Origin of the sequence: Sphingomonas sp. KR3-1, assembly GCF_040049295.1 — a bacterium.
Lineage (GTDB): Bacteria > Pseudomonadota > Alphaproteobacteria > Sphingomonadales > Sphingomonadaceae > Sphingomonas.
Genome location: NZ_JBDZDQ010000001.1, coordinates 1,503,011 through 1,527,586, shown reverse-complemented (window position 1 = coordinate 1,527,586; position 24,576 = coordinate 1,503,011). Strand labels below are relative to the sequence as shown.

The window sequence follows — 24,576 nt, the reverse complement described above, 5'->3', positions numbered from 1 at the left end:
TCATGACCGACTTTACCGACGCGCATCGCCAGGCTGCGCTGGCCGCGGTGGCACAAGCGCTCGCCGTCGACGCCCCGCATGTCGAAGGGGCGCCGATCGCGCCGGAGGGCATCTCCGACGTCAAACAGCTGTTCTGCGACAACTGGGGCGTCGTGAAGCAGGTGCTCCAGGTGCTGGGCAACCTGGTGCCCGGGCTGGGCTTGATCATCGGGATCATCATCAAGGCGGGCGACGCGGCGCACGGCGCCATCTGCCCGGGCTGAGGCCTGCCGGGTCGCGCGAGGCTGCTTCCGAACCGGTTGGAACTCGGGAGCGGCCCACGCATATTGCCCCCATGGCATTGGGAAACTGGATCGATCCGCGGCCCACGGGCATCTATCTGCCCGCGGCCGATATCTGGATCGATCCCTCCCAGCCGGTGCGCCGCGCGCTGGTGACCCATGGCCATGCCGATCATGCCCGTGGCGGGCACGAGGCGGTGTGGGCGACGCCGCAGACGCTGGCGATCATGGAAGCGCGCTACGGCCCGCAGGCGGGCAACCCGGTCGACTATGGCGAGCGGATCACCATGCACGGCATCGACATCCGCTTCGTCCCCGCCGGCCATGTCCTCGGCTCCGCGCAGATCGTGCTCGAGCATCGCGGCGAGCGGATCGTCGTCTCGGGCGACTACAAGCGCCGCGCGGATCCGACCTGCGCGCCGTTCGAGCCGGTGCCGTGCGACGTGTTCGTCACCGAGGCGACGTTCGGGCTCCCCGTCTTCCGCCATCCCGAGACGCATGACGAGATCGACAAGCTGCTCGCCGCGCTGCGCGCCAATCCGGACCGCTGCGTGCTGGTCGGCGCTTATGCGCTGGGCAAGGCGCAGCGGGTGATCGGCGAGCTGCGCGCGATGGGGTTCGACGATCCCATCTACATCCACGGCGCGCTCCAGCGGCTCTGCGACCTCTATGTCGAGCAGGGCGTCGCGCTGGGCGAGCTGCGCCCCGCCACCGGCGTGCCCAAGGCCGAGCTGCAGGGGCGGATCATCCTGTGCCCGCCTGGCGCGCTCAACGACCGCTGGTCGCGCCGGCTGCCCGATCCGATCACCGCGATGGCATCGGGCTGGATGCGGGTGCGCCAGCGCGCCCGGCAGCGCAATGTCGAGCTGCCCCTGATCCTCTCCGACCATGCCGACTGGGACGAGCTGACGCGCACGATCCAGGAACTGGAGCCGCGCGAAGTGTGGGTGACGCATGGCCGCGAGGATGCGCTCGTCCATTGGTGCCGCCTCCACCAGGTCAAGGCCCGCGCGCTCGATCTCGCCGGGTTCGAGGACGAGGACGATTGATTGCCTCCCGCCGCTGGTAGCGATACCATTGCCGGCAAAAGACAAGAGGGAGAGCGATGATGAAGGCAGTGAAGCTGGCGGCATTGGCCGCGGGACTGACGCTCGGCGCAGGGGCGGCGCAGGCCCAGCAGGCGTCGGGCGGGCCGGGCATGCCGGTGCTGGTCGGCTCGGTCGACGCTCCCGAGCTCCGGGGACCGGACGACAGCGCGGCGAACCTCGAAAAGGCGGTGCGCGAGGAGCGGCTGGCCGCGGAAAAGGCCAAGGCGACGCGCGCGGTACCGGCCAAGCCGGCGGACATCCTCGCCGGCGGCGAGGTGCATGACTCGAAGGGCGTAGTGCTCGGCAAGATCGAGTCGGTCAGCATGTCGGCCGCCGTCGTCGTTGCGGACGCGGGCAAGGTCGAAGTGCCGCTCGAGGCGTTCGGCAAGAACAACAAGGGACTGCTGCTCGCGCTGACCAAGAAGGACTTCGACGCGATGGTGGCGGGCGCGAACAAGCCGGCGAACTGATCCAACAGCGCCGGGCCGCGAATCGGTCCGGCGGCCGCGGAAGGTCACAAAAGCCGCGACATTCATGGGCGCGCGCCACTCCCTGCCCGGCGCAACGAAGCTGCGCGGGCGCATCGCAGGTGCGATCCTATATTTCCTACGGCATCAAAGAGCGGCCGGCAGCAAAGCCGGCCGCGCGAGCCAAGCAGGCGAAATCCTACATTGCAAGCGGGCGGATCAGGCCGCGGCGCGATCCTCGCCGGTGAACAGCCAGGCCTCGGCTGCCCAGGGATCGTCGAAGCAGCGCGCGCAGCGCCGGTCGAGCGCGCGCTGGAGCTGGGTGCGCGCCAGCGTCTTGCCGATCACGAAGGCGAGGCGGCGCGAGCGATAGGCGGGATCGGCGAGCAAGTCGCGGAACAGCTCGACGCTTTCCTGCGCCTGGATCTTGATGTCGCGCAGGTCATTGATCGTGAAATGCTGGTTGGGCCCGCAGGTGAGCCGGGCATGCGCCTCGGTGCGTGCGGCCAGGAACGCAGCGATGTCTTCGGGCGCGAAGAAGCCGCTCATCCGGATACGGACAAGGCTGCGCGCGGGATCGACGTCGAAGGAGAATTCGGCGGACATCGACTCCATTATAGGAGCGGCTGGCTACCAAATTCTGAATCGCCTTTGCGCAGAGGCTCAGCCGACGCCCTCGAGCGCCTTTTGCCGGCGGCGCTGGACCGAGCTGCCGATCCCCATCGCCTCGCGATATTTGGCGACGGTGCGGCGAGCGATGTCGAAGCCCTTGGCGTTGAGCAGCTCGACCAGCGTGTCGTCGGAGAGGATCTTCTTGGGATCCTCGGCCTGGATCAGCGTGCGGATCGCGTTCTTCACGGCTTCGGCGGAGACGGCATCGCCGCCTTCGGACGACTGGATCGCCGAGGTGAAGAAATACTTCAGCTCGAACAGCCCGCGCGCGCAGCTGAGATATTTGTTCGAGGTGACGCGGCTCACCGTCGATTCGTGCATCTCGATCGCCTCGGCGACCTGGCGCAGCGTCATCGGCTTGAGATGGGCGACGCCCTTGAGGAAGAAGGCTTCCTGCTGCTTCACGATCTCGGACGCGACCTTGATGATCGTGCGCTGGCGCTGGTCGAGCGCCTTGACCAGCCAGTTGGCGCTGGCGAGCATGTCCGACAGCCAGGCCTTGCTCGCCTTGTCCTGCGGGCCCGACGAGACCTCGGCATAATAGGCACGGTTGACCAGCAGCCTGGGCAGGGTGGCGGCGTTGATCTCCACCGCCCAGCCGGCGCCGCGCCGCGCGACGAAGATGTCGGGCGTCACTGCCAGCGTCGGTTCCCCGCCATAGCGGCAGCCGGGCTTGGGATCGTAGTTCCTGAGCTCGCGGATCATGTCCGCCAGATCCTCGTCATCGACGTCGCAGATGCGCTTGAGGCGGGGCAGGTCGCCGCGCGCGACGAGATCGAGATTGTCGAGCAGCCGCGCCATGCAGGGATCGTAGCGATCGGCTTCCCGGGCCTGGAGCGCGAGGCACTCGGCCAGGGTGCGCGCGCCGACGCCGGTGGGATCGAAGGTCTGGATCGTCGCCAGCACGGCCTCGACTCGAGCGAGCGCGACATTGAGCCGGTTGGCGATGTCGAGCAGCGGCGCGGTGAGATAGCCGGTCTCGTCGATCTGGTCGATCAGATGCGCTGCGATGAACAGGTCGGCGCCGTCGATGGTGGCGCCGGCCTGCGCCATCAGGTGATCGGCAAGGCTGAGGTCGGCGCTGCCGAAATTGTCGAAGTCCGGGCCGTCCTCGGGCGCGCCGGCGCCGCTCGCGCCGGTCAGGCCGAGGCTGCCGTCGAGCCCGCCGCGCGCGCCCAGCGTGTCGCTGCCGCTGTCGTGGTGGAAGGTCTCCGCAGCGAAATCGACGTCGAGCGCGGCTTCGCCGCTCGCCTCGCCGCCGCCGGCGAGCAGTTCGCTGGCATCGGCCGGGCCGTCGCGCTCGACAAAGTCGGGATCGGGCTCGGAGGCGTCGGCGGGTTCGCCGCTCTCGCGCTCGTCGCCGCCGGTGCCGTTATTCTCGAGCAGCGGGTTCTTCTCGAGCTCCTCGGCGATGAAGGTCTCGATCTCGAGGTTCGACAGCGCCAGCAGCTTGATCGCCTGCTGCAGCTGCGGCGTCATCACCAGCGATTGCGACTGGCGCAGATCGAGGCGAGGCGCGAGACTCATGCGTGCTTAAAGCTCGAAGCTCTCGCCGAGATAGAGGCGGCGGACATTCTCGTCGCGGACGAGATCGCCCGGCGAGCCGGCGAAGAGCACGCGGCCGTCATAGATGATGTAGCCGCGATCGACGATGTCGAGCGTCTCGCGGACATTGTGATCGGTGATCAGCACGCCGATGCCGCGCTTCTTGAGCTGGATGATCAGGTCGCGAATATCGGAGATCGACAGCGGATCGATGCCGGCGAACGGCTCGTCGAGCAGGATGATCGTTGGGTCGGCGGCGAGCGCGCGGGCGATCTCGGCGCGGCGGCGCTCGCCGCCGGACAGCGCCATGGCGGGCGCGGCGCGCAGCCGGGTGAGGCCGAATTCCTCGAGCAACTCGTCAAGCCGGCGCTGTCGCGCGGCCTTGTCCGGCTCGGCAAGCTCGAGCACCGCCAGGATGTTCTTCTCGACCGAGAGGCCGCGGAAGATCGAGGTCTCCTGGGGCAGATAGCCGAGGCCGAGGATCGCGCGGCGATACATGGGCAGGCGGGTGATGTCCTCGCCATCGAGCATGATGCGGCCGCTGTCGGGCTTCACCAGCCCCATCACCGAATAGAAGCAGGTCGTCTTGCCGGCGCCGTTGGGGCCGAGCAGGCCGACGACCTCGCCGCGGCCGACCGAGACCGACACGTCGGTGAGCACCACGCGCTTGTCGTATGACTTGGCGATCGAGACGACCGCCAGCCCCTTGTCGGGCAGCGGCGCGGGATCGGCGACGGGAGTTTCGAGGGTTGCGGCGTCGGTCATACTCGGTCCCTGCATGGACGGTTCGCGTTACCGGCGGGTTTCTTCCGCGGCGATTGGCAGGATTCCTGCATGAACTGGGCCGGGAAGGGAAGGGCCCGCGCGGCGTGCCGTGGAAAAAGGGCGATTACTGCTTGGGTGCCGGCGTGGCGGGGGCAGGCGCCATGCTGCCCGAAACCGGCGAAGCGTCCTTGCGCTGGGGCACGTTGAAGCGGCCGGTGACGCGGCCGCCGCGGCTCTGCACGCCGCCAGGCACGCCCGGCGTTGCCGAGCCGCCGACTCCCGAACCGTCGATGGTCGCGCGGCCGGTGTCGAGGTTGATGATCAGCCGCCCGCCCGAGACGACATTGCCCGCCTGCTTGAGCGTGACGCTGCCGACCATCGTGATGATCCGCTTGTTGACGTCGTACACCGCATACTGGCCGGTCGCGCTCTGGTCGGGGCGGGTGACGGTGACGCCGCCCGATGCGTCGATCCGGGTGACTTCGGGCGAGCCGTTGGCGATCTGGCCCTGATAGGCGAGCGTGACGCGCGCGGCGAGCAACGTCATCTCCGCCTGCTTGATGTTGACGCTGCCCGAGAGGAGGACGCGGTTCTGCTTGTCCTGCAGCTCGATGTGCTGCGCCCCGAAATCGATCGGCGCGTTGCTGTCGTGGCGCTGCTGCGCAGCCGCGGGCGACGCGGCAAGCAGTGCCAGCGTGAAGCCGATCGGAAGCAGGGCAGTCGCACGGATCATGTCTTAGCGCCTATTCGCGCGCTTGGGGGTAATCCGCAAGCGTGCATTGCCATCTAGGGAGATGGTGCGGTTTTCCAAGTCGGCGGTCAGCTTGTTGGCGCTGAACACGCCGGTCGGCGTCTTGCCGGTGACTGCGCCACCGCTTTCCATCTTGCGGGTCTTGAGGTCGACGGTGGCGTTCTGGGTGTCGAGGACATAGCCGTCGGCGGTCTGGAACTTGACCGGGCCGTCGCTCGACACCTGTTCCTTGTTCATGTCGTAATGGCCCTTGTCCGCCTTCAGCGTCGCCGGACCCTCGGGCAGGGTGATCTCCGCGGCGAGCTGGTTAAGCTGGACGATCGGCTCGGCCGAGCTCTTCTGGATCGCCGAGCCGGCGTTGAGGCGGAAGGGCTGCCCCTTCGAATCCTCGCCGCGATACACCGCCGATTCGAGGCGGAGCCGCTCGGTCGCCATCGCCACCTTGTTCTTGTCGAGCACGAAGCTGACATCGCCCTTGGTGAGCAGCGGCGCGAGGATCAGGAAGGCGGAGAGCACGCCGATGCCGATCGGCAGCAGGAACAGTGAGATCCGTACGACTCGATCATGCGCGCTGCCGGGGTGCGCCCAGCCGCGCTTCTGTGACCGAAGGCGTGCGGCGACCTCCGACATCAGATGTGCGCGAAGATGTCGGTTTCGGGCCAGCCGGCGAGATCGAGCTCGGCGCGCGCCGGCAGGAAATCGAAGCACGCCTGGGCGAGGTCGGTGCGGCCTTCGCGCTCGAGGCGCTTGTCGAGTTCGATCTTCATTGCGTGGAGGTAACGCACGTCGGACGCTGCGTATTCACGCTGGGGCTCGGAAAGTTCGGGGCCGCCCCAATCCGAGCTCTGCTGCTGCTTCGAGATCTCGACGCCGACCAGCTCGCGGACCAGGTCCTTGAGGCCGTGGCGGTCGGTATAGGTGCGCACCAGGCGCGAGGCGATCTTGGTGCAATAGACCGGGCCGGCGGTGACGCCGAGATAGAAGCGGATCGCCGCCAGGTCGAAGCGGGCGAAGTGATAGAGCTTCAGCCGCTCGGGATCGGCGAGCAGCATGCGCAGGTTGGGCGCGTCGTAGTTCGAGCGCGGGCCGAAGCGGACGAGATGCTCGTCGCCCGAGCCATCGGACAGCTGGACGACGCACAGCCGGTCGCGCGGCGTGATCAGCCCCATCGTCTCGGTGTCGACGGCGATCGAGGCGCCCGGCGCGAACAGGCCCTCGGGGATGTCTTCTTCGTGGAAATGCACAGTCATCCCTGCCGCCTAGACTCGTTCGGCGCCGGGCTCAATGGTCCGAAGGCGGCCGCTTGCCCGCCGCCTTGCGGGCGCGGGCGTTGCGCGACCAGATGTTGAGCCCCTCGACCGCGGCCGAAAAGCCCATCGCGGTGTAGATATAGCCCTTGGGGATATGCGCGCCGAATGCCTCGCCGATCAGCACCATGCCGATCATCAGCAGGAAGCCGAGCGCGAGCATCACCACGCTGGGATTGCGATTGATGAAGTTGGCGAGCGGATCGGCGGCGAGCAGCATCACGCCGACCGCGACGACCACCGCGACGTACATGATCTGCACATGCTCGGTCATGCCGACCGCGGTCAGGATCGAATCGACCGAGAAGACGATGTCGAGCAGCAGGATCTGGACGATCGCGGCGGTGAAGCCGAGCGAGACGGTCTTCTTCGTCTTGTCGAGCAACTGGTCCGACTCGTCATGCGCGTCGTCGTCGATCGAATGGTGGATCTCGGTGGTCGCCTTCCACATCAGGAACAGGCCGCCGGCGAGCAGGATCAGGTCCTTCCACGAGAAATCGGTCTCGAAGGCGCGTTCGCCGTGCGAATCGAGCGGGCCGTAGAGGCCGAGCGAGAACACGGTGTTCTTCAGGCTGATGATCCAGCTGATCCCGGTGAGCAGCGCGAGGCGCATGACCAGCGCGAGGCTGATGCCGACTCGGCGGGCGCGCTGGCGCATCTCCTCGGGCAGCTTGTTCGAGAGAATCGAGATGAAGATCAGATTGTCGATTCCGAGCACCACCTCCATCACGATCAGCGTGACGAGCGCGGCCCAGGCGGCCGGGCTGGCGAGCAATTCGGGGATCGCATCCATCTTCCACCTCTGCCGCGCCCCCGATTGTGGCGCAAGCGCCGCGGTTAACGATGGTTCGCCTTGTTCAAGTCGAATTTAGTTCGCTCGCTGTCCGATTTTGGGCTATGGCCGATTCTATGGCGCAGTTTTTTGCGCTGGAAGACCTGCGTTTTTCGTCCGGCGCTTGGACTTTGATTGTGATTTTGGGCGAACCGGGAAGACGAACAGGGCATGAGTTTCGATAAAGGGCGCCGTGGGGATCGCGGCGGACGTGGCCGTGACAAGCGCGATGGCTTTGGCGGCGATGATTTTGGCGGCGGCAGCAGCTATGGCGGCGGCGGTGGCTTCGGCGATCGCGGCGGCTTCGGCGGCGGTGACCGCTTCGGCGGCGGCGGCGGCGGTGGCGGCTACGGCGGCGGCGGCGGCGGTGGTTACCGCGGCGGCGGCGGTGGTGGCTTCGGCGGCGGCGGTGGCGGTGGTGGCGGCGGCTTCGGCGGCGGCAACCGGATGCCCCCCCAGGTCATCGGCGAAGGCACCGGCGTCGTAAAGTTCTTCAACGGCCAGAAGGGCTTCGGCTTCGTCGTTCGTGACGATGGCGGCGAAGACGTCTTCGTGCACATCTCGGCAGTCGAGCAGGCCGGCCTCACCGGCCTGGCCGAAGGCCAGCCGCTGGGCTTCACGCTCGTCGATCGCGGCGGCCGCATCTCGGCCACCGAGCTGAAGATCGACGGCGAGCCGATGCCGGTCGAAGAGCGCGCTCCGCGCGAGGATCGCGGCGATCGCGGTGGTGATCGTGGCGGCTTCGGCGGCGGCGATCGCGGCGGCCCGCAGCGCCAGCTCACGGGCGAGAAGGCGACCGGCACGGTCAAGTTCTTCAACGCCATGAAGGGCTTCGGCTTCATCCAGCGCGACGACGGCCAGCCGGATGCGTTCGTGCACATCTCGGCCGTGGAGCGTGCAGGCATGCCGACGCTCAACGAGGGCGACCGTCTCGAGTTCGAGCTCGAGGTCGATCGTCGCGGCAAGTACGCGGCAGTGAACCTCACGCCGGGTAGCTGAGGCTAGCCTAAGGCAAGCAAACAAGGGGCCGGGCGGAAACGTCCGGCCCTTTTGTTTTGGGCGTGCCTGTTCCCCGGCGGAGGCCGGGCCCAGTGTCACGAGCGATACGGCAGAGAAACCCTGGCTTTCGCCGGGGAGCGACTTCTGATGCTAGGACGCCAGGATCAGCACCGCGCCGGCAAGGATCCCGGCGACGCCGGCCATCCGGCCGCGCGTGACCTTCTCGCCGAGGAAGAGCGTGGCGATGACCAGCGCGGTGACCATGCCGGTCTCGCGCAGCGCCGCCAGCGGCGCGGTGGGGCCGATCGCCAGCGCGGACAGCGCCAGCCCATAGGTCAGGATCGACAGCGCGCCCGCCGCCGCGCCCGGGCGCCATTGCCGGGCTGCTGCGGCGAAGATCGCGCCCTTCGAGAGCAGCGCGAACATCGTCACCGTGCTCATCCCCATCAGCACGAACATCCAGACGATATAGCTCGCCGGTGTCGGCGCGGCGCGGACGCCGTGGGCGTCGATCACGGTATAGCCGGCAATGCTCAGCCCGGTGAGCAGCGCCCAGCCGAGCCCGGCGCGGCCGATATGGCGCCCGGCGACCATGACGAACATCGCCGCGCCGATCAGCGCGATGCCGGTCAGCTGGCGCGCGGAAGCCGGCTCGCCCAAAACGCCGATCGAGAGCGCCGCGGTGACCAGCGGCGCGGTGCCGCGCAGGATCGGATAGGCGGCCGAATAGTCGCTCAGGTCGAAGGTGCGGACGAGCGCGTAGAGATAGAGGCAATGGACCAGTGCGGTGCCGGCGATCCAGCCCCAGGCCCCGGCGGGCAGCGGCACCAGCAAGATGGCCGGAAGCAGGATCAGCGCGCTCGAGCCGTCGATGACCGCGCGGCCGGCCATCCGGTCCTTGCCGCCCTTGAGGATCGCGTTGACCACCGCATGGATCGAGCCCGAGGCGATCATCATCGCCGGGGCGAGCAGGGCGGGGCTCACTCCACAGGGTTCATCGGGCGAGGCTGCGGGTGCGCGTGCGGGCGAGCCAGAGCGCGACCAGGACGCGCGAGACGATCGCCGAGAACAGCACGAGCGGCACGACCAGCCAGAAGATCAGCACCTGGAATGCGTCCCATTGCCCGGCAACAAGGTGACGCGCGCTGCTGAAGCCGGTCCAGATCAGGACGACCGCGGTGGTGATCAGCCCGGCGAGCAGCGCCGCGGCGATCCAGCGGCGCCAGGGCAGCGCGGGATCGCGCAGCAGCAGCAGCGCGATCGGCACCCCGATGGCCAGCGCATAGCAGAGCCCGAACAGCGCGAGCGTGCCCCAGACGCGGAGCAGCGATTCGGCGCCGCCGCTGCCGGCCAAGGCAGCGAGCAGCGACGCGGGAAGCGGCCCCGCGAGGGTGCAGACGACGAGCGGCAGTGCCGGAATGCGTTCGGCTTCAGGCATGCGGCGGAGAGTGGCTCAGGTGGCGAGCTTGCGCAACGCCTCGATCGTATCGGCCTCGCTGGCCGGCTTGTCGTTGCGGATGCGGCTGATCCGCGGGAAGCGCATCGCCAGGCCCGATTTGTGGCGCTTCGATTCGTGGATCGAATCGAAGGCGACTTCGAGGACCAGCGTCTTGTCGGTCTCGCGCACCGGGCCGAAGCGATTGACCGTGTGGTTGCGCACATAGCGATCGAGCCATTTCAGCTCTTCGTCGGTGAAGCCGAAATAGGCCTTCCCCACTGGCAGCAACTCGCCCGCTTCGTTCCAGGCGCCGAAAGTATAGTCCGAATAGAAGCTGGAGCGCTTGCCGCTGCCGCGCTGGGCATACATCAGCACGCAGTCCGCAATGAGCGGATCGCGCTTCCATTTGTACCACAGGCCGGTGCGGCGCCCCGCGACATAGGGCGAATCGCGGCGCTTGAGCATCACTCCCTCGATCGCGGCGTCGCGGGCGCCGGCGCGGATCTCCTCCAGCGCGGCGAAATCGGCGGCGTCGATCACCGCGGAGATGTCGAAGCGCTCGGGATCGAGCGCGGGGACAAAGGTCTCGAGCCGGGCACGGCGCTCGGACCAAGGCAGCGCGCGCAGATCCTCCTCGCCGTCGAACAGGATATCGTAGAGGCGGACAAAGGCGGGATAGTCGGCCAGCGTTCGGGCGCTCACGACCTTGCGGCCCAGCCGCTGCTGGAGCGCGTTGAAGCTGCCCGCGTCCCCGCCCTGCGCCTCGCCCTTCACCAGCAATTCGCCGTCGAGCACGCCCGGCGTCATGAAGGCGCGCGCGACTTCGGGGAAGCTGTGCGTGATGTCGTCGCCGGCGCGGCTGTAGAGCCGGGTGTCGCCTGCGACATGGACGAGCTGGACGCGGATGCCGTCCCATTTCCACTCGGCGGCATAATCGGCGAGGTCGAGCTGTGTCTCCTCGAGCGGATGGGCGAGCATGAAGGGGCGGAAGACGGGGACGTTGCGCGCGGTCGGCTGCGCGCCGCGGCCCTCTGCCCAGTCGAACAGCGGCGCATAGGGCGGAGTGAGGCCGTGCCAGACTTCCTCGACGGCATCGACATCGAGCCCAAAGGCCTGGGCGAGCGCGGTCTTGGCGAGGCGCGCGGAGATGCCGACGCGCAGCGCGCCGGTGGCGAGCTTCAAAAGGGCGAAACGCTCGTCCGCCTCGAGCCGGTCGAGCATCGCGGCGAGCGCGGCCTGGGCATCGGATTTGGAGATGCTGCCCAGCGTGGCGACGACGTCGGATACGGTGAGCGGCGCGGCATCCTCCGGCGGCACCGCGGGCTCGGGCCAGAGCAACGCGATCGTCTCGGCCGAATCGCCGACGAAGTCGCGGCTCATCGCGTAGAGCACGGGATCGACCCGCGCCTCGATCATCGCGCGGAGCAAGGCGGGCTTCACCGCCGGCAAGTCGAGCGTGCCGGTGAGCGCCGCCATCGCCCAGCCGCGATCGGGATCGGGAGTCGCGCGGAGATAATCGCCGATCAGCCGCAGCTTGGCGTTGCGCGAGCGGGTGTAGATCAGGCTGTCGAGCAGGTCGGCAAAGGCGCGCATGATGACGCAACGCATAGCGCAGCCGATGCGCTCCCGTTACGATGTTCGCGATGCAGGCGATTCTCAAATGGCTGATCGGGCTGGCCGCGCTGGCCGTCGTGGCGGGCGGCGGCATGTATCTCTATGCCCGGCATGAGGCGCGCAGCGATCCGGTGGTGCGGCGCGCGCGGCTGGCGCTTTCCGGCTGGCCCGAAGGCGCGAAGCCGGTGACCGTGGCACTGCTCAGCGACATCCATATCGGCAGTGGCGCGATGGACGCCGAACGGCTGACGCGCATCGCCGACCAGATCGCGGCGACGCATCCCGACCTCGTGCTGATCGCCGGCGATTTCATCTACGGCCATGACCCCGCCGAGAGCGCGCGCCTGGCACCCGGGCTTACCGCACCGCTTGCGCGATTGCGCCCGCCGCTCGGGGTGATTGCGGTGCCGGGCAACCACGATCACTGGACCGGCGCCGGGCCGGTGCGTCGTGCGCTGGAGGCGGCGGGCGTGACCGTGCTCGCCAACCAGGCCGTGCGGCGCGGGCCGCTCACGATCCTGGGCTTCGACGACAGCTTCTCGGGGCACGCCGATGTCGCCGCGACCTTGCGCTCGGCCGCCGGTCTGGGCGGCGTGGCGGTCGCGCTCACCCATTCGCCCGGGCTGATCCCCCGCCTGCCGCCGAGCGTGAACCTGCTGCTGGCGGGGCACACGCATTGCGGGCAGGTGGTGTTTCCGCTGATTGGCGCGGCGACCGACTGGCCCGATCCTCCCAAGCGGCTCTATGATCCGCGCTATCGGTGCGGCGTGGTGCATGATCCGGAGCGCACCGTCATCGTCACCGCTGGCATGGGCACCAGCGGACCGGCGCTGCGGCTCGGCGCACCGCCTGATTTCTGGCTGCTTACCCTGGTGCCGGCAGTAATAGCGCCGACACGAAAAGCGGGTTAGGCTCGACGCTCCACCACCGGAGGGGACTCCACGTAATGAAGCTTATCCTTACCGCCGCCGCGCTGGCCTGCGCGCCCATCGCCGCCTTTGCCCAGACCGCGCCTGCACCCGCTCCGGCTCCGGCCCCTGCGCCCGCCGTTGCCGCCAAGTTCAGCGCCGACACGCCGATCGAGGCGCTGTTCGCCAATGAGGCGACCAAGGCGGTGCTGGTCGCCGATGGCCTGGGCGATGTCGACAAGCACCCGGCCTATGACCAGTTCAAGGCAATGAGCTTCCGCGCAGTCGCCCCCTATTCGGATGGCAAGATCACCGACGAGATCCTCGCCAAGCTCGATGCCGACCTGGCCAAGGTGAAGTAACGAAAAGGGGCCGATGCGAGTCGGCCCCTTTTGATTTTCCGGCGAGGGCGCGGTTCAGCCCTTGCGCGAAGCCTCGAACAGGAACCAGGCGCGCTCCTCGGCCTGGTCGGTCCATTCGTCGACGATTCCCGAGGTGGCATTGTCGCCGGCATCCTCGGCCGCCTGCTTCACCGCGCGGAAGCTCTCGACCAGCTTGAGATTGTCCTCGCGCAGCTCGGCGAGCATGTCGCCGGGCGCGACATAGTCCGCGTCATTGTCCTTGAGCGTCTGGCGGCGGGCGATGTCGCCGATCGAGCGCAGCGTGCTGTTGCCGGTCTTGCGCACGCGCTCCGCGATCGCATCGGTGATGCCGTAGATCTGCGCCGCCTGGTCATCGAGCAGCAGATGATAGTCGCGGAAATGCGGGCCCGAGACGTGCCAGTGGAAGTTCTTGGTCTTGAAATAGAGCGCGAAGCAATCGGCCAGCGCGCTGTTCAGCGCGTCCGCCACGCTCTTGGTGTCGTTGCGGTTGAGATCGGTGGGGGTGCGGAGCGCCGCGTTCGTGTCTGCCATCTTTGCCTCCCGGGGGATTTGGTTCGGAACGTCAACGAACAGGTACCGCGCCGGGTCCGCGGGCGCACTTGCAATTTCCCGATCTGAGTGATCGACCCGGTCAAGCAGGTCAGGTCAGGCGCAGCGCGCCGAGCCCGATCCAGATGCCGGCGCCCATGAAGGCGATGCCGCTGAGGATGCGCAGCCAGCGCCAGGGCACGGCCGCCCAGATCCGCTCGCCGAGCACCGCCGCGACGAACATGACCGCGAAGGCGCCGATCGACGCGCCCGCCGCGGCGAACCAGGGCTGGCCGCCGGTCGACAGCGCCAGGGTGAAGAAGGGGGTGCTCTCGCCGAAGGAGAGGACCAGCACGGCCAGGAACGCGGTGACGAACGAGCCGAGCTTCCAGCCGTCGAGCCGGTCCTTCACGCGGTTCGATCCGATCGTTCCGAGCGCGCCGAAGATCAGTGCCATTGCCAGCAGCAGCGCGCGGGCGTTGGGAGTCATCATCGGCGCGATGAGGATGCCGCCCAGGCCGGCGGCGAAATTGGTCGCGGCCTGCCCCAGCCCGGCGGCGACCGCCACGGTGAGCGGACGGCCATAGCGATCGGCGAGGATCGCGCTGAGCGTCGCCGGCTTGTCGCAAAGCTGGGTAATGACGGCCAGCAGGAAGGCCGGGACCAGAGCTTCCATGTGCCTCCCTTTCGCCGGCCACCCTGCGCACGCCACGGTTAAATGCGCGTGAAGCATGGTCCGGCGCGGCGCCAGCCTTGACTTTCGGCGGAGAATCGCACAGGTGCCCGCGTCTGGCAGCGGTGCGCTCAGCGTGCCGCTCTTTCTTTTTTACAAGATTCAAGGGTTTCGGGTCATGGCCAAGCCGACCACTGTCAAGATCAAGCTCGTCAGCACGGCGGACACGGGTTTCTTCTACGTCACGAAGAAGAATCCGCGCACCCAGACCGAGAAGTTCTCGTTCCGCAAGTACGACCCGGTCGTGCGCAAGCATGTCGAGTTCAAGGAAGCGAAGATCAAGTAATCCGCTAACGCGGATTGCCGGTCTGCAAGAAAGCCCCGGGGCCGCTCAGGCCTGCGGGGCTTCTTCTGTGCCCTGAGCCGGCGGGCCTTCGGGCGGCATCAGCGCGCGCACTTCCTCCATGAAGCGCACCAGCCCGATCGGCTTGGAGACATAGGCATCCGCCCCTGCGGCGCGGATGCGCTCCTCGTCGCTGCTGCCGGCATAGGCCGTCACCGCCATGATCGGAATCGTGCGCAGCCGCGCATCGAGCTTCATGTGCTGGATGATCTCGAGCCCGGTGACGTGCGGCATCTGGATGTCCATCACCACCAGCTGCGGATCGAACTCGCGGGCGCGCGCCACTGCCTCGCGCCCGTCGCGCACCGGCTCGGCGGTGAAGCCGTGCGCACGCAGCAGGTCGCAGAACAGCTTCAGATTGAGTTCGTTGTCCTCGACAACGAGCACCCTTTTTGCCACGCGCTAACCCCCGGATCCAATTGGGACGATGTAGGGTATGGCGAGCGCGGAAACAAATGCGGAAGCGCTGGCGCTGCAGGCACTTGTCTGGACGTTGGGCGACGAATCGCGCGCCCGGCGCCTGCTCGACCTGACCGGGCTCGATCCCACCGAGCTGCGCGCACGCGCCGGCGAGGCGGTGCTGCTTGCCGCGACGCTCTCCTTCCTCGAATCCTACGAGCCCGACCTTGTCGCCTGCGCCGAGGCGCTTGACATCGCCCCCGAACAACTGGTCGCCGCCCGGGCGACGCTGGAACGCGCATGAAACCCCTGCTGATCACCGATTGCGACGAAGTCCTGCTCCACATGGTCCGCCATTTCGGCACCTGGCTGGGCGAGACGCACGATATCGACTTCACCCCCGACGGGGCGGACTTCGCCAATTCGATGCGCCGCCGCAGCGATTCGTCGGTGATCGAGCGCGAGGAGATGTGGGGCCTTCTCGACGGCTTCTTCCCCGCCGAGATGGAGCGCCAGACCCTGGTGCCGCATGCCCGCGAGGCGCTGGCCGCGCTGGCCGAGCGCGCCGAGATCGTGGTGCTCACCAACCTGCAGGACCATTGCCGCGATCACCGCATCGCCCAGCTGGCGACTCACGGGATCGCGCACCGGGTCGAGTGCAACCAGGGCGGCAAGGGCGCGCCGGTCGCGCGGCTGGTTGCGGAACTGCAGCCCAGCGTCACGGTGTTCGTCGACGATCTGGCGGTGCACCACGAATCGGTGGCGAAGCATGCCCCGGGCGTGTTCCGCCTCCACATGGTCGCCGAGCCGAGCCTGGCGCCGAGCGTGGCGAAGGCGCCGCACGCGCATGCCCGGATCGACGACTGGCTGGAGGCGCAGGGCTGGATCGCGGCGCGCTTCGACGCAGGCTTGACCGCCGATGCCGCGAGTGGTTGAGCAGGGCGCATGACCACGCATGTCGACCGCAAGCTCGAAGAGCTTGGCCTCGCCCTTCCCGAAGCCGCGGCACCGGTTGCCGCCTATGTTCCCGTGGTGGAGGCGAACGGCCTGCTCCACATCTCGGGCCAGCTGCCCTTCAAGGACGGCGCGCTGATGACCGGGCGACTCGGTGCGGATCGCGATCTCGATTTCGGGGCCGAGGCGGCGCAGCGCTGCGGGCTGATGCTCGTCGCGCAGATCAAGAAGTATCTCGGCGGCGACCTGTCGCGGGTCGAGCGAATCGTGAAGCTGGGCGTGTTCGTGAATTCGACAGGCGATTTCACCGATCAGCCCAAGGTCGCCAATGGCGCGTCCGAGCTGATGCAGGCACTGTTCGGCGATGCCGGCCGGCACGCCCGCAGCGCCGTGGGCGTGCCGGTGCTGCCGCTCGGCGCCGCGGTCGAGATCGATGCCGTGGTGCAGATTCGCGCAGCGGCGCTGGACTGATCGGGCGCGCCGCTGTTGCGGCGCCGCAACAGTGTTCCGGCCTTCGGTGTAACGTTACAGCAAATAATGTTGTGCGGCGCAGCGCGTTCCGGCAAGGAAGTTGTGTCGCTGCAAACCGCGCAGGCCTTCGAGGCCCAAAGGACGCAGTACCGGCGACGGCAGGCGGGAACCCTTTAGATAAACGGGAAGGGTATTCCATGCGCTACACGATCATCAGCCTCGCCGCTTTCGCGGCTGCGGCCGCAGCCACCCCCGCGATGGCCCAGGATCAGACCGATCCGCCGCCCGCCGTGACCATCAGCGGCAGCGTTGGCGTTGTCAGCGACTACAAGTTCCGCGGCATCTCGCAGACCGACGGCAATTTCGCTGTGCAGGGCGGCATCACGATCAGCCATTCGTCGGGCTTCTACATCTCGGCCTGGGGCTCCTCGGTCGACGACTACGTCACGGTCCACGGCACCGCCCACCAGGAGCTCGACCTGATCGCCGGCTACAAGCATGCGTTCAGCGGCGGCGTCACCCTCGATGTCGGCGCGCTCTACTACGTCTATCCGGGCACCAAGCCGGGCTTCGCGGGCGACGTCAGCAAGTCCGACTTCGTCGAGCCTTATGCCTCGGTCGCCTATGCGATCGGCCCGGTCACCGCGAAGGTCACCGGCAACTACGCGCCGAAGCAGAAGGCGCTGGCGATCGACCAGGGCCTGACCGGCGCGTTCAAGAAGGAAGACAATTTCTACCTGGCGGGCGACCTTTCGGTCTCGATCCCGAAGACGCCGATCGGCCTCACCGGCCATCTCGGCCACACCTGGGGCCCGAGCTGGCTGTCGGGCCCGACCAGCGAATATACCGACTGGGCGATCGGCGCGACCGCGACCTGGAAGACGCTGACCTTCGGCGTCTCCTATGTCGATACCGACACCGACTTCTTCACGCCGAGCGGCAAGAACGCGGCCAAGGGCGGCATCCTCGGCTCGGTGAGCGTCGCCTTCTAAAAAGTTGGGGGGAAGGGGAGCGCGCCGCGCTCCCCGCCATACGGAAACGCCGGCCTGCAGGGGGATGCAGGCCGGCGTTTCTTATTGCGTGAAGGGCGCGCCGCTTATTTGGGCGTGCTGGCCTTGGCGTCCTTGCCGTCACCCTCGGGCGCCGCGACGATGTCGCGCGTGGTCGAGCCCTTGTCGACGACATTGGTGCCGGGGCTGCCCGCGGTCGAGCGCGCGCTCTGATCGGCGCCGGTGCTGCCCGACGAATCGAGCACGGCCTGCTCGCCCGGGCTGCGCGCGGCCGAGCCGCCGAACATCGCGTCGAGCGCCTGGTTGGCCGGGTTGGCCTCCTGCGGGCGCGGCGCGCCGGGCTGGGGCGGAACCAGCGAGAAATCGGGCGGGATCACCAACGGCGCCTGGCGCGCGACGGCGAACTCGTCAGGACGGGCGCGATCATAGCCCTTCTTGCCGCAGGCGGAGAGCGATGCCGCGAGCGCAATCGCGCTCACGAGGGTAACAGTCTTACGCATTGACTTCATTCTCCACAGCGGCCGGGCTGTCGCCTGCGGCCTTATCGCGCACTAGAAGGGCGCGGATCAACAGGATCAGCACGCCGATGGTAATCGCCGCATCGGCGACGTTGAAGACCAAAAACGGGCGCCATGTCCCGAAATGCAGATCGGCGAAATCGACGACGAAGCCGAGCCGCCCGCGATCGAGGATGTTGCCGAGCGCGCCGCCCAGCACCATGCCGAGCGCGCAGACATCGGGCAGCTTCCTCTCGCGGAACATCCACCAGATCACGCCGGCGGCGATCGCGCCGGTGAGCAGCACGAGCATCCAGCGGGTCGCGTCGCTGTTCGCCGCGAACAGGCCGAGCGACACGCCGATATTGGCGACGAAGCGCAGGTCGAAGATCGGCAGCACTTCCTGGACGTGGTTGAGGCCATCCAGGCCGAGGCGCTGCTGGATCAGCGTCTGGACGAACTTGAGGTCGACGCCGAGCGCGCGCACGACCAGCAGCTTCGTCACCTGATCGATGACAAAGACCAAGGCCGCGACGGCAAAGCCGATTCCACGAGTCACGTTCATTCCACCACCCCGGCACAGCGGTCGCACAAGGCGCCGTCCTGCGCAACTTCCGGGAGATGGCGCCAACAGCGGCCGCATTTATGGCGCTGGGTGGGCGTTACCGTGACCGCATCGCCCTTTGTCACCTTGGAGACGATGAACAGCTCGGTGAGATCCTCCGCCGATGCGGGCAGGTCGGGCACGGTGACTTCGGCCTCGAGGCTGGAGCGGACCTGCTTCTCGCGGCGATAGGGCTCGATCGCCTCGGTCACCTGCTGGCGCAGCGCGCGGATCGCGGTCCAGTCGCTCTGCACCGCCGCGCCCTCAGGCAGCACCGGCCATTCGAGCATGTGGACCGATTCGTCCTCGCTCGGGAAGCGCGCCTGCCACACTTCCTCCGCCGTGAAGGCGAGGATCGGTGCGGCATAGCGGACGAGCGCGTGGAAGAGCACGTCGAGCACGGTGCGATAGGCGCGGCGCTTGGCCGATCCTTCCGCCTCGCAATAGAGGCAGTCCTTGCGGATATCGAAGAAGAAGGCCGAGAGGTCCTCGTTCATGAAGTCCGACAGCGCGCGGCTGTAGCGGTTGAACTCGAACGCGTCGGCCGCCGAGCGCAGTTCGGCATCGAGCCCGGCCAGCTTGGCGAGGATGTAGCGCTCGAGCTCGGGCATCTCGGCGACCGCGATCCGCTCGCCCTCGCTAAAGCCGTCGAGCGCGCCGAGCAGGTAGCGGAAGGTGTTGCGGATCTTGCGATACGCATCGCTGGTGCCGGCGAGCACTTCCTTGCCGATGCGGACATCGTCGAAATAGTCGGTCTGCGCGACCCAGAGCCGCAGGATATCGGCGCCGCTCTCGCCGATGATCTTGAGCGGATCGACGACGTTGCCGAGCGACTTGGACATCTTCTTGCCCTGGCCGTCGAGCGCGAAGCCGTGCGTCAGCACCGCGTCGTACGGCGCCCGGCCGCGCGTGCCGCTCGCTTCGAGCAGCGACGACTGGAACCAGCCGCGATGCTGGTCCGAACCCTCGAGATAGAGGTCGGCGCGAGTGCCGGCGCCGTAGCGCGCCTCGATCACGAAGCTGTGCGTCGAGCCCGAATCGAACCAGACGTCGAGAATGTCGGTGATCACCTCATAATGGGCGAGGTCGTATTTCTCGCCGAGCAGCGCCCGGTGATCGGCTTGGAACCAGGCGTCGGCGCCGCCGGTCGCGAAGGCCTCGAGGATGCGGGCGTTGACCTCGGGATCGCGGAGATATTCGCCGGTCTGGCGGTGGACATAGAGCGCGATCGGCACGCCCCAGGCGCGCTGGCGGCTGATCACCCAGTCGGGGCGCCCATCGACCATCGCGCGGATGCGGTTGATCGCGCGCTCGGGCACCCAGCGGGTATTCTCGATCGCGTCCAGAGCGATGCCGCGCAGCGTCGCGCCGTTCGAGGCGGTGGCCTCGCGCGATTCGTCGTCCCAGCTTGCGTCGCGGGTGGCACCGCTCGGCCGATCCATCGGGATGAACCACTGCGGCGTGCAGCGGAAGATGATCTTCGCCTTGGAGCGCCAGCTGTGCGGATAGCTGTGGGTGAAGTCGTCCGAAGCGGCGAGCAGCGCGCTGGCCTCGCGCAGGTCGGTGCAGATCGGGCCGTCGCTGGCGACGAACTTCTTGTTGATCACCGATCCCTGGCCGCCGAGCCACAGCCAGTCCGGCCGGTACATGCCCGCCGCATCGACCGCGAACACCGGATCGATGCCATGCGCCTTGCAGAGCAGGAAATCGTCCTCGCCATGATCCGGCGCCATATGGACGAGGCCGGTACCCGCATCGGTGGTGACGAAGTCGCCGGGCAGGAACGGACGCGGCTTGGCGAAGAACCCGCCGAGCTTGTGCATCGGGTGGCGGGCGACGGCGCCGGCGAGGTCGGAGCCCTTGAAATGAGCCAAGACCGTGCCGTGCGGCGTCGGATAGCGGGCATCCCCGGCGAGGTTCTTCCGGGCGCTGCTAGCGAATCGACCCTCGAACGCAGAAACCAGATTGGCAGCGACCAGTACGCGCTTGCTCCGAAGCGTCTCGAGGCTCGGATGACCCCAGCCTTCGAGAGCGTCGATTGGAGGGTCCCCGACCTTTCCACCAACGCCGACAATGTACTCAAGCAGGACGTAATCGATCTCCGGCCCGTACGCCAAAGCCTGGTTCACCGGGATCGTCCACGGCGTAGTCGTCCAGATCACCGCATGCGCGCCGACCAGCTCGGGCGCGTTCGGCGCCTCGGTGATCTCGAACGCGACGTCGATCTGCGTCGAGACGATGTCCTCATATTCGACCTCGGCCTCGGCCAGCGCGGTCTTCTCGACCGGGGACCACATCACCGGCTTGGCGCCGCGATAGAGCTGGCCGCCCTCGGCGAACTTCAAGAGCTCGCCGGCGATGATCGCCTCGCTCTCGAAGTTCATCGTGAGATACGGGGTGGACCAATCACCCATGATGCCGAGCCGCTCGAACTGGCCGCGCTGCACGCCCACCCATTTCTCGGCATAGGCGCGGCATTCGGCGCGGAAGGCGACGGGGTCGACTTCGTCCTTGTTGAGCTTCTTGGCACGGTACGCTTCCTCGACCTTCCACTCGATCGGCAGGCCGTGGCAGTCCCAGCCGGGCACGTACGGCGCGTCCTTGCCCATCAGGCTCTGCGAGCGCACGACGATGTCCTTGAGGACCTTGTTCATCGCATGGCCCATGTGAATGTCGCCATTCGCATAGGGCGGGCCGTCGTGGAGGATGAAGCGGGTGCGGCCGGCACGCTGCGCGCGCAGCTTCTGGTAGAGCCCGATCTTCTCCCAATGCGCGAGGATGGCGGGCTCCTTCTGGGCGAGGCCTGCCTTCATGGGGAAGTCGGTCTTCGGGAGGAAGACGGTGTCGCGCCAATCGGCGCTCTGGGTGTCTTTTGCGTCGGTCATGAGTGGGCGGGAATTAGAGGAAGCGTGCGCCCCATGCAAAGCCGATGTTCAAACGGGCGATTCACCACCAATTCCGGGAACCCGGGGCCGCTCTCGCGAGTCGGAAGGGTATGATCCATGTTAAGCCCTCGACCGTACCCGCAGGGGACGAGATCGCCGATCTGGCCGGGCAATATCTGCTGCTTCCCGAGCGGGAAGCGCTGGCGCGGATCGACGTCCAGACACCCGCGCTACCGAGGAGTCGCGCTGGGACGATGTCAGCAAATGGCACCGGGTACGCCTCCGGATGATCCGGCTGCACCAGCGCGTGGTGCGCGATTCGCGCTAGCCGAGAATCGCGCGTGCCTTGGCGGCGTCGGCGGCGATCTGCGCGGTGAGCGCGTCCAGCGAATCGAACTTCGTCTCGGGGCGCAGATAGTCGATCAGCTGGACTTCGATCGCCTGGCCGTAGAGGTCGCCCTCGAAATCGAAGAAATGCGGCTCGAGCAGCTCGACCGGCGGCTCGAAGGTCGGGCGGATGCCCAGGCTGGCGACGCCGCCGAGCACGCGGCCGTCCGGAAGCCGCCCGCGCACCGCATAGATGCCGTAGGCGGGGCGCAGATAATTGGCGAGGCTCAGGTTGGCGGTCGGATAGCCCAGCGTGCGGCCGACCTGGTCGCCGTGCTGGACCACGCCCTCGATCGTGAAGGGGCGGGTGAGCAGGCGCGCGGCCTCGGCGGGGCGGCCCTCGCGAAGATGCGCGCGGATGCGGCTCGACGAGACGGTCTCGCCGTCGAGCTGGACGGGATCGACCGTCTCCGCGGAGAAGCCCAGCGCGGCGCCGAGCGCGGCGAGCATCGCGACATCGCCCTCGCGGCCCTTGCCGAAGGTGAAGTCGTTGCCCGTCACCACCCCGCCGGCGCCGACCAGGTCGACCAGCCGCGCACCGAACTGGCGCGCGCTGAGTGCTGCCAGCTCGGCGTTGAACGGGAAGACCAGCATCGCATCGACGCCGGCTTCGGCGAGCAGGCGCTGGCGCTGGTCCATCGTGGTCAGGCGGAACCAGGGGCTGTCCGGACGGAAATAGCGCTGCGGGTGCGGATCGAAGGTGCCGACGAGCGCCGGGCGCCCCTCGGCGCGCGCCCGCGCCACTGCGCGGCCGACCACTGCCTGATGCCCCAGGTGAAATCCGTCGAAATTGCCCAGCGCGACGATCGCACCCCTATAGCGGGGCGGGACCGGCGCGCCGCCGTCGAGACGCTCCATGGCGGGGGCTATAGGGGAAGCGTTGCCGCAATCAAATCCTCCCCGAGCTTGCCTCGGGGAGGGGGACCGCGACGCGAAGCGTCGTGGTGGAGGGGCGGCGGTGGGACACCGCCGTCTGCGACGGCGGCCCCTCCACCATTCGCTGCGCGAACGGTCCCCCTCCCCCAGCGAGCTGGGGGAGGAATTTTACTTCCCCGCCGCGATCCCGGCGCGGAGCACGCGCAGGACATTGCCGCCCATCACCTTGCGGATGTCGTCCGCCGGGAGCCCCGCGTCCATCAGCCCCTGGGTGATCGCGATCAGCTGCGACGAATCCCAGCCGGTGGTCACCGCGCCGTCGAAATCGGAGCCGAGGCCGACATGGTCGACGCCGACCAGCTGGCGTACGTACAGGATCGCGCGGACGACGTTCGCCGGCTCGGTGCCACAGACCGCCGCGTCCCAATAGCCGATGCCGACCACGCCGCCGGTGCGCGCGACGCCCTTGATCTCGTCGTCCGTCAGGTTGCGGTTGACCTTGCAGGTCGCCTGGACGCCGCCATGGCTGGAGACGACCGGGCGCTTCGCCATCGCCAGGATCTCGGCAACGGTCTGATGGCTCGAATGGGCGATGTCGACGACCATGCCGAGCTGCTCCATCCGCGCCACCACCTGGCGGCCGAGCGGAGTCAGCCCGCCCTTGCTCACGCCGTGCATCGATCCGGCGACGTCATTGTCGAAGAAATGCGCCATGCCGGCCATGCGGAAGCCGGCGTCGTGGAGCTTGTCGAGATTGGCGAGGTTGCCCTCGAGGTCCTGCAGCCCCTCGATCGAGAGCATGCCGCCGACCACCTTCTGGCCGCGCGCGCGATCGGCGAGCAGCTGGTCGAGATCGGCGGGCGTGCGGATCACGCGCAGCTTGCCGTTCGATCCCGCCGCGGCGCGGTCGAGCTTGCGGGCATGGAACAGCGAACGCTCGAGCAGCGAGGTCCAGGTCTTGGGCGGCTGGAGCTGCGCGATGGTCAGCAGCGTGATCTGATCCGTGTCGCCCGGGTTCGAATCGTAGTTCTGGTGCTTCGGCGTCTTGGTGACCGAGGAGAAGACCTGGAGCGCGTAATTGCCCTCGAGCAGGCGCGGCAGGTCGACTTGCCCGGTGTTCGAGCGATCGAGCAGGCTGCGGCTCCACATCAGCGTGTCGGCATGCATGTCGGCGATCTGGAGCGAGGCGTGGAGCTGCTTCGCCGCGTCGCTTGGGCGCGCGAGCTTGACGGGCACCACCTTGTTCATGCTGCCCTCGACGATCCCAGGCGCGAAGCCGAAGAAGCCCACGGCGGCCAGCACGAGGACCGCAAGCAGTCCCCACAGGATCTTCTTCTTCATTGCACCCGCTCCAGCGTCACGAAGCTGTAGGCAGGGCGCCCCGCTTCTTGCGCATAGTCCTCGCGTGCAACTTCGCGCCATTCAAGCCCGAAAGGGGGCACATGGGCGTCGCCCTCGGGGCTGGCATGGACCTCGGTGAGCTCGACCCGGTCGGGCGTGAACAGCGCGAACACCTCGGCGCCGCCGATCACCGCGACATCGCCGTCACCCGCGAGCTCGAGCGCCTCGGCAGGGGAGTGCGCGACTTCGGCGCCTTCCGCCTGCCAGCCGCGGTCGCGGGTCAGCACGATATGGCGGCGGCCGGGAAGCGGGCTGGGAAAGCTCTCGAAGGTCTTGCGGCCCATGATCATCGGCCTGCCCATCGTCTGCGCCTTGAAGCGCTTCAGGTCGGCGGGCAGGTGCCAGGGCAGCGTGCCATCGACGCCGATCACGCCATTGTCGGCGCGGGCGAGGTGGAAGGAGATCACTTGCATGCGGGGCCTGCGGGGCTGCGGGCGA

30 protein-coding genes are annotated in these 24,576 nt (G+C 67.9%); 11 read left to right on the top strand and 19 right to left on the bottom strand.

The window, feature by feature from the left end:
- The first annotated feature begins 2 nt into the window (after positions 1–2).
- The 3 genes from ABLE38_RS07490 (at position 3) to ABLE38_RS07480 (ending at position 1,839) form a co-directional block, all read left to right on the top strand.
- Positions 3–263, top strand: a complete 261-nt coding sequence (locus tag ABLE38_RS07490; RefSeq protein WP_348973530.1) for a hypothetical protein — start codon at positions 3–5, stop codon at positions 261–263.
- 71 nt (positions 264–334) lie between these two features.
- Positions 335–1,330, top strand: coding sequence for a ligase-associated DNA damage response exonuclease (locus ABLE38_RS07485; protein ID WP_348973529.1), 996 nt, complete (start codon positions 335–337; stop codon positions 1,328–1,330).
- A 56-nt stretch (positions 1,331–1,386) separates the two neighbouring features.
- A complete protein-coding gene (locus ABLE38_RS07480) occupies positions 1,387–1,839 on the top strand; it encodes a hypothetical protein (RefSeq protein WP_348973528.1) in 453 nt (150 codons plus the stop codon).
- 216 nt (positions 1,840–2,055) lie between these two features.
- Here the strand turns inward: ABLE38_RS07480 and ABLE38_RS07475 are convergent, their stop codons facing one another.
- The 7 genes from ABLE38_RS07475 to ABLE38_RS07445 form a co-directional block, all read right to left on the bottom strand.
- On the bottom strand, positions 2,056–2,442 hold the full coding sequence (locus ABLE38_RS07475) for a hypothetical protein (RefSeq protein WP_348973527.1): 387 nt from the start codon (positions 2,440–2,442) through the stop codon (positions 2,056–2,058).
- Positions 2,443–2,499: 57 nt separating this feature from the next.
- Positions 2,500–4,035, bottom strand: coding sequence for an RNA polymerase factor sigma-54 (gene rpoN / locus ABLE38_RS07470; protein ID WP_348973526.1), 1,536 nt, complete (start codon positions 4,033–4,035; stop codon positions 2,500–2,502).
- A 6-nt stretch (positions 4,036–4,041) separates the two neighbouring features.
- Complete coding sequence (gene lptB, locus ABLE38_RS07465) at positions 4,042–4,818, bottom strand: LPS export ABC transporter ATP-binding protein (RefSeq protein ID WP_348973525.1); 777 nt, start codon at positions 4,816–4,818, stop codon at positions 4,042–4,044.
- A 124-nt stretch (positions 4,819–4,942) separates the two neighbouring features.
- Entirely contained in the window at positions 4,943–5,551 is a 609-nt protein-coding gene (locus ABLE38_RS07460) for an LptA/OstA family protein (RefSeq protein ID WP_348973524.1), read from the bottom strand.
- 3 nt (positions 5,552–5,554) lie between these two features.
- Entirely contained in the window at positions 5,555–6,199 is a 645-nt protein-coding gene (gene lptC / locus ABLE38_RS07455) for an LPS export ABC transporter periplasmic protein LptC (RefSeq protein ID WP_348973523.1), read from the bottom strand.
- Complete coding sequence (locus ABLE38_RS07450; RefSeq protein WP_348973522.1) at positions 6,199–6,819, bottom strand: ribonuclease D; 621 nt, start codon at positions 6,817–6,819, stop codon at positions 6,199–6,201. The genes lptC and ABLE38_RS07450 overlap by 1 nt, the downstream gene beginning before the upstream one ends.
- Before the next feature lie 31 nt (positions 6,820–6,850).
- Positions 6,851–7,669, bottom strand: a complete 819-nt coding sequence (locus ABLE38_RS07445; protein WP_348973521.1) for a TerC family protein — start codon at positions 7,667–7,669, stop codon at positions 6,851–6,853.
- 210 nt (positions 7,670–7,879) lie between these two features.
- Here ABLE38_RS07445 and ABLE38_RS07440 point away from each other — a divergent pair, with 210 nt between their 5' ends.
- Positions 7,880–8,707, top strand: coding sequence for a cold-shock protein (locus ABLE38_RS07440; RefSeq protein WP_348973520.1), 828 nt, complete (start codon positions 7,880–7,882; stop codon positions 8,705–8,707).
- A gap of 150 nt (positions 8,708–8,857) precedes the next feature.
- Here ABLE38_RS07440 and ABLE38_RS07435 read toward each other — a convergent pair whose 3' ends face one another.
- From ABLE38_RS07435 to ABLE38_RS07425, 3 genes are read right to left on the bottom strand one after another with little or no spacing between them, the layout of a single operon-like run.
- A complete protein-coding gene (locus tag ABLE38_RS07435; RefSeq protein ID WP_348973519.1) occupies positions 8,858–9,691 on the bottom strand; it encodes a DMT family transporter in 834 nt (277 codons plus the stop codon).
- A 10-nt stretch (positions 9,692–9,701) separates the two neighbouring features.
- Entirely contained in the window at positions 9,702–10,145 is a 444-nt protein-coding gene (locus tag ABLE38_RS07430) for a hypothetical protein (RefSeq protein ID WP_348973518.1), read from the bottom strand.
- Positions 10,146–10,160: 15 nt separating this feature from the next.
- Positions 10,161–11,738: a cisplatin damage response ATP-dependent DNA ligase gene (locus ABLE38_RS07425; RefSeq protein WP_348974463.1), complete on the bottom strand. Its 1,578-nt coding sequence runs from the start codon at positions 11,736–11,738 to the stop codon at positions 10,161–10,163.
- A 50-nt stretch (positions 11,739–11,788) separates the two neighbouring features.
- Here ABLE38_RS07425 and ABLE38_RS07420 point away from each other — a divergent pair, with 50 nt between their 5' ends.
- Positions 11,789–12,670: a metallophosphoesterase gene (locus tag ABLE38_RS07420; protein WP_348973517.1), complete on the top strand. Its 882-nt coding sequence runs from the start codon at positions 11,789–11,791 to the stop codon at positions 12,668–12,670.
- Positions 12,671–12,705: 35 nt separating this feature from the next.
- Positions 12,706–13,029, top strand: coding sequence for a hypothetical protein (locus tag ABLE38_RS07415; RefSeq protein ID WP_348973516.1), 324 nt, complete (start codon positions 12,706–12,708; stop codon positions 13,027–13,029).
- A 54-nt stretch (positions 13,030–13,083) separates the two neighbouring features.
- On the opposite strand, the gene ABLE38_RS07410 is transcribed toward ABLE38_RS07415, so the two are convergent.
- Together ABLE38_RS07410 and ABLE38_RS07405 are read right to left on the bottom strand one after the other, a co-directional pair.
- Positions 13,084–13,581: a DNA starvation/stationary phase protection protein gene (locus tag ABLE38_RS07410; RefSeq protein ID WP_348973515.1), complete on the bottom strand. Its 498-nt coding sequence runs from the start codon at positions 13,579–13,581 to the stop codon at positions 13,084–13,086.
- 109 nt (positions 13,582–13,690) lie between these two features.
- A complete protein-coding gene (locus ABLE38_RS07405; protein WP_348973514.1) occupies positions 13,691–14,254 on the bottom strand; it encodes a TMEM165/GDT1 family protein in 564 nt (187 codons plus the stop codon).
- Positions 14,255–14,429: 175 nt separating this feature from the next.
- Here ABLE38_RS07405 and rpmG point away from each other — a divergent pair, with 175 nt between their 5' ends.
- Complete coding sequence (gene rpmG, locus ABLE38_RS07400) at positions 14,430–14,597, top strand: 50S ribosomal protein L33 (RefSeq protein ID WP_025560997.1); 168 nt, start codon at positions 14,430–14,432, stop codon at positions 14,595–14,597.
- A gap of 45 nt (positions 14,598–14,642) precedes the next feature.
- On the opposite strand, the gene ABLE38_RS07395 is transcribed toward rpmG, so the two are convergent.
- Positions 14,643–15,053 (bottom strand): response regulator, encoded by a 411-nt coding sequence (locus ABLE38_RS07395; protein ID WP_348973513.1) that lies wholly within the window; start codon positions 15,051–15,053, stop codon positions 14,643–14,645.
- Between the two features lie 37 nt (positions 15,054–15,090).
- Here ABLE38_RS07395 and ABLE38_RS07390 point away from each other — a divergent pair, with 37 nt between their 5' ends.
- The 4 genes from ABLE38_RS07390 to ABLE38_RS07375 all read left to right on the top strand — a co-directional run bounded on the left by ABLE38_RS07390 (position 15,091) and on the right by ABLE38_RS07375 (position 17,470).
- Positions 15,091–15,357 (top strand): DUF3572 family protein, encoded by a 267-nt coding sequence (locus ABLE38_RS07390; RefSeq protein ID WP_348973512.1) that lies wholly within the window; start codon positions 15,091–15,093, stop codon positions 15,355–15,357.
- Positions 15,354–15,989, top strand: a complete 636-nt coding sequence (locus tag ABLE38_RS07385; RefSeq protein WP_348973511.1) for an HAD family hydrolase — start codon at positions 15,354–15,356, stop codon at positions 15,987–15,989. The genes ABLE38_RS07390 and ABLE38_RS07385 overlap by 4 nt, the downstream gene beginning before the upstream one ends.
- A 9-nt stretch (positions 15,990–15,998) precedes the next feature.
- A complete protein-coding gene (locus ABLE38_RS07380) occupies positions 15,999–16,478 on the top strand; it encodes a RidA family protein (RefSeq protein WP_348973510.1) in 480 nt (159 codons plus the stop codon).
- A gap of 197 nt (positions 16,479–16,675) precedes the next feature.
- On the top strand, positions 16,676–17,470 hold the full coding sequence (locus ABLE38_RS07375) for a TorF family putative porin (protein WP_348973509.1): 795 nt from the start codon (positions 16,676–16,678) through the stop codon (positions 17,468–17,470).
- Positions 17,471–17,574: 104 nt separating this feature from the next.
- Here the strand turns inward: ABLE38_RS07375 and ABLE38_RS07370 are convergent, their stop codons facing one another.
- The 6 genes from ABLE38_RS07370 to ABLE38_RS07345 form a co-directional block, all read right to left on the bottom strand.
- Positions 17,575–17,988, bottom strand: a complete 414-nt coding sequence (locus ABLE38_RS07370; protein ID WP_348973508.1) for a DUF3035 domain-containing protein — start codon at positions 17,986–17,988, stop codon at positions 17,575–17,577.
- Positions 17,981–18,544 carry a signal peptidase II gene (lspA, locus tag ABLE38_RS07365; RefSeq protein WP_348973507.1) on the bottom strand — a complete coding sequence of 188 codons (564 nt, stop codon included), beginning with the start codon at positions 18,542–18,544 and terminating at the stop codon, positions 17,981–17,983. Before lspA ends, ABLE38_RS07370 begins: the two co-directional genes overlap by 8 nt.
- Before the next feature lie 2 nt (positions 18,545–18,546).
- Positions 18,547–21,474 carry an isoleucine--tRNA ligase gene (locus ABLE38_RS07360; RefSeq protein WP_348973506.1) on the bottom strand — a complete coding sequence of 976 codons (2,928 nt, stop codon included), beginning with the start codon at positions 21,472–21,474 and terminating at the stop codon, positions 18,547–18,549.
- Positions 21,475–21,798: 324 nt separating this feature from the next.
- Positions 21,799–22,719: a bifunctional riboflavin kinase/FAD synthetase gene (locus ABLE38_RS07355; protein WP_348973505.1), complete on the bottom strand. Its 921-nt coding sequence runs from the start codon at positions 22,717–22,719 to the stop codon at positions 21,799–21,801.
- Positions 22,720–22,905: 186 nt separating this feature from the next.
- Positions 22,906–24,078 (bottom strand): dipeptidase, encoded by a 1,173-nt coding sequence (locus tag ABLE38_RS07350; protein ID WP_348973504.1) that lies wholly within the window; start codon positions 24,076–24,078, stop codon positions 22,906–22,908.
- Positions 24,075–24,545, bottom strand: coding sequence for a dihydrofolate reductase (locus ABLE38_RS07345; RefSeq protein WP_348974462.1), 471 nt, complete (start codon positions 24,543–24,545; stop codon positions 24,075–24,077). Before ABLE38_RS07345 ends, ABLE38_RS07350 begins: the two co-directional genes overlap by 4 nt.
- Between the last annotated feature and the right edge of the window lie 31 nt (positions 24,546–24,576).

Excerpts from the sequence above, each read along its gene's own strand:
- ABLE38_RS07370 (WP_348973508.1), bottom strand. The coding sequence starts at position 17,988 with ATGCGTAAGACTGTTACCCTCGTGAGCGCGATTGCGCTCGCGGCATCG.
- ABLE38_RS07350 (WP_348973504.1), bottom strand. The coding sequence starts at position 24,078 with ATGAAGAAGAAGATCCTGTGGGGACTGCTTGCGGTCCTCGTGCTGGCC.
- ABLE38_RS07490 (WP_348973530.1), top strand. The coding sequence starts at position 3 with ATGACCGACTTTACCGACGCGCATCGCCAGGCTGCGCTGGCCGCGGTG.
- ABLE38_RS07385 (WP_348973511.1), top strand. The coding sequence starts at position 15,354 with ATGAAACCCCTGCTGATCACCGATTGCGACGAAGTCCTGCTCCACATG.
- ABLE38_RS07450 (WP_348973522.1), bottom strand. The coding sequence starts at position 6,819 with ATGACTGTGCATTTCCACGAAGAAGACATCCCCGAGGGCCTGTTCGCG.
- rpmG (WP_025560997.1), top strand. The coding sequence starts at position 14,430 with ATGGCCAAGCCGACCACTGTCAAGATCAAGCTCGTCAGCACGGCGGAC.
- ABLE38_RS07430 (WP_348973518.1), bottom strand. The coding sequence starts at position 10,145 with ATGCCTGAAGCCGAACGCATTCCGGCACTGCCGCTCGTCGTCTGCACC.
- ABLE38_RS07485 (WP_348973529.1), top strand. The coding sequence starts at position 335 with ATGGCATTGGGAAACTGGATCGATCCGCGGCCCACGGGCATCTATCTG.
- ABLE38_RS07415 (WP_348973516.1), top strand. The coding sequence starts at position 12,706 with ATGAAGCTTATCCTTACCGCCGCCGCGCTGGCCTGCGCGCCCATCGCC.
- ABLE38_RS07475 (WP_348973527.1), bottom strand. The coding sequence starts at position 2,442 with ATGTCCGCCGAATTCTCCTTCGACGTCGATCCCGCGCGCAGCCTTGTC.
- ABLE38_RS07375 (WP_348973509.1), top strand. The coding sequence starts at position 16,676 with ATGCGCTACACGATCATCAGCCTCGCCGCTTTCGCGGCTGCGGCCGCA.
- ABLE38_RS07480 (WP_348973528.1), top strand. The coding sequence starts at position 1,387 with ATGATGAAGGCAGTGAAGCTGGCGGCATTGGCCGCGGGACTGACGCTC.
- ABLE38_RS07405 (WP_348973514.1), bottom strand. The coding sequence starts at position 14,254 with ATGGAAGCTCTGGTCCCGGCCTTCCTGCTGGCCGTCATTACCCAGCTT.
- rpoN (WP_348973526.1), bottom strand. The coding sequence starts at position 4,035 with ATGAGTCTCGCGCCTCGCCTCGATCTGCGCCAGTCGCAATCGCTGGTG.
- ABLE38_RS07380 (WP_348973510.1), top strand. The coding sequence starts at position 15,999 with ATGACCACGCATGTCGACCGCAAGCTCGAAGAGCTTGGCCTCGCCCTT.
- lptB (WP_348973525.1), bottom strand. The coding sequence starts at position 4,818 with ATGACCGACGCCGCAACCCTCGAAACTCCCGTCGCCGATCCCGCGCCG.
- ABLE38_RS07420 (WP_348973517.1), top strand. The coding sequence starts at position 11,789 with ATGCAGGCGATTCTCAAATGGCTGATCGGGCTGGCCGCGCTGGCCGTC.
- ABLE38_RS07460 (WP_348973524.1), bottom strand. The coding sequence starts at position 5,551 with ATGATCCGTGCGACTGCCCTGCTTCCGATCGGCTTCACGCTGGCACTG.
- ABLE38_RS07440 (WP_348973520.1), top strand. The coding sequence starts at position 7,880 with ATGAGTTTCGATAAAGGGCGCCGTGGGGATCGCGGCGGACGTGGCCGT.
- ABLE38_RS07445 (WP_348973521.1), bottom strand. The coding sequence starts at position 7,669 with ATGGATGCGATCCCCGAATTGCTCGCCAGCCCGGCCGCCTGGGCCGCG.
- ABLE38_RS07360 (WP_348973506.1), bottom strand. The coding sequence starts at position 21,474 with ATGACCGACGCAAAAGACACCCAGAGCGCCGATTGGCGCGACACCGTC.
- ABLE38_RS07355 (WP_348973505.1), bottom strand. The coding sequence starts at position 22,719 with ATGGAGCGTCTCGACGGCGGCGCGCCGGTCCCGCCCCGCTATAGGGGT.
- ABLE38_RS07410 (WP_348973515.1), bottom strand. The coding sequence starts at position 13,581 with ATGGCAGACACGAACGCGGCGCTCCGCACCCCCACCGATCTCAACCGC.
- ABLE38_RS07390 (WP_348973512.1), top strand. The coding sequence starts at position 15,091 with ATGGCGAGCGCGGAAACAAATGCGGAAGCGCTGGCGCTGCAGGCACTT.
- lptC (WP_348973523.1), bottom strand. The coding sequence starts at position 6,199 with ATGTCGGAGGTCGCCGCACGCCTTCGGTCACAGAAGCGCGGCTGGGCG.
- ABLE38_RS07425 (WP_348974463.1), bottom strand. The coding sequence starts at position 11,738 with ATGCGCGCCTTTGCCGACCTGCTCGACAGCCTGATCTACACCCGCTCG.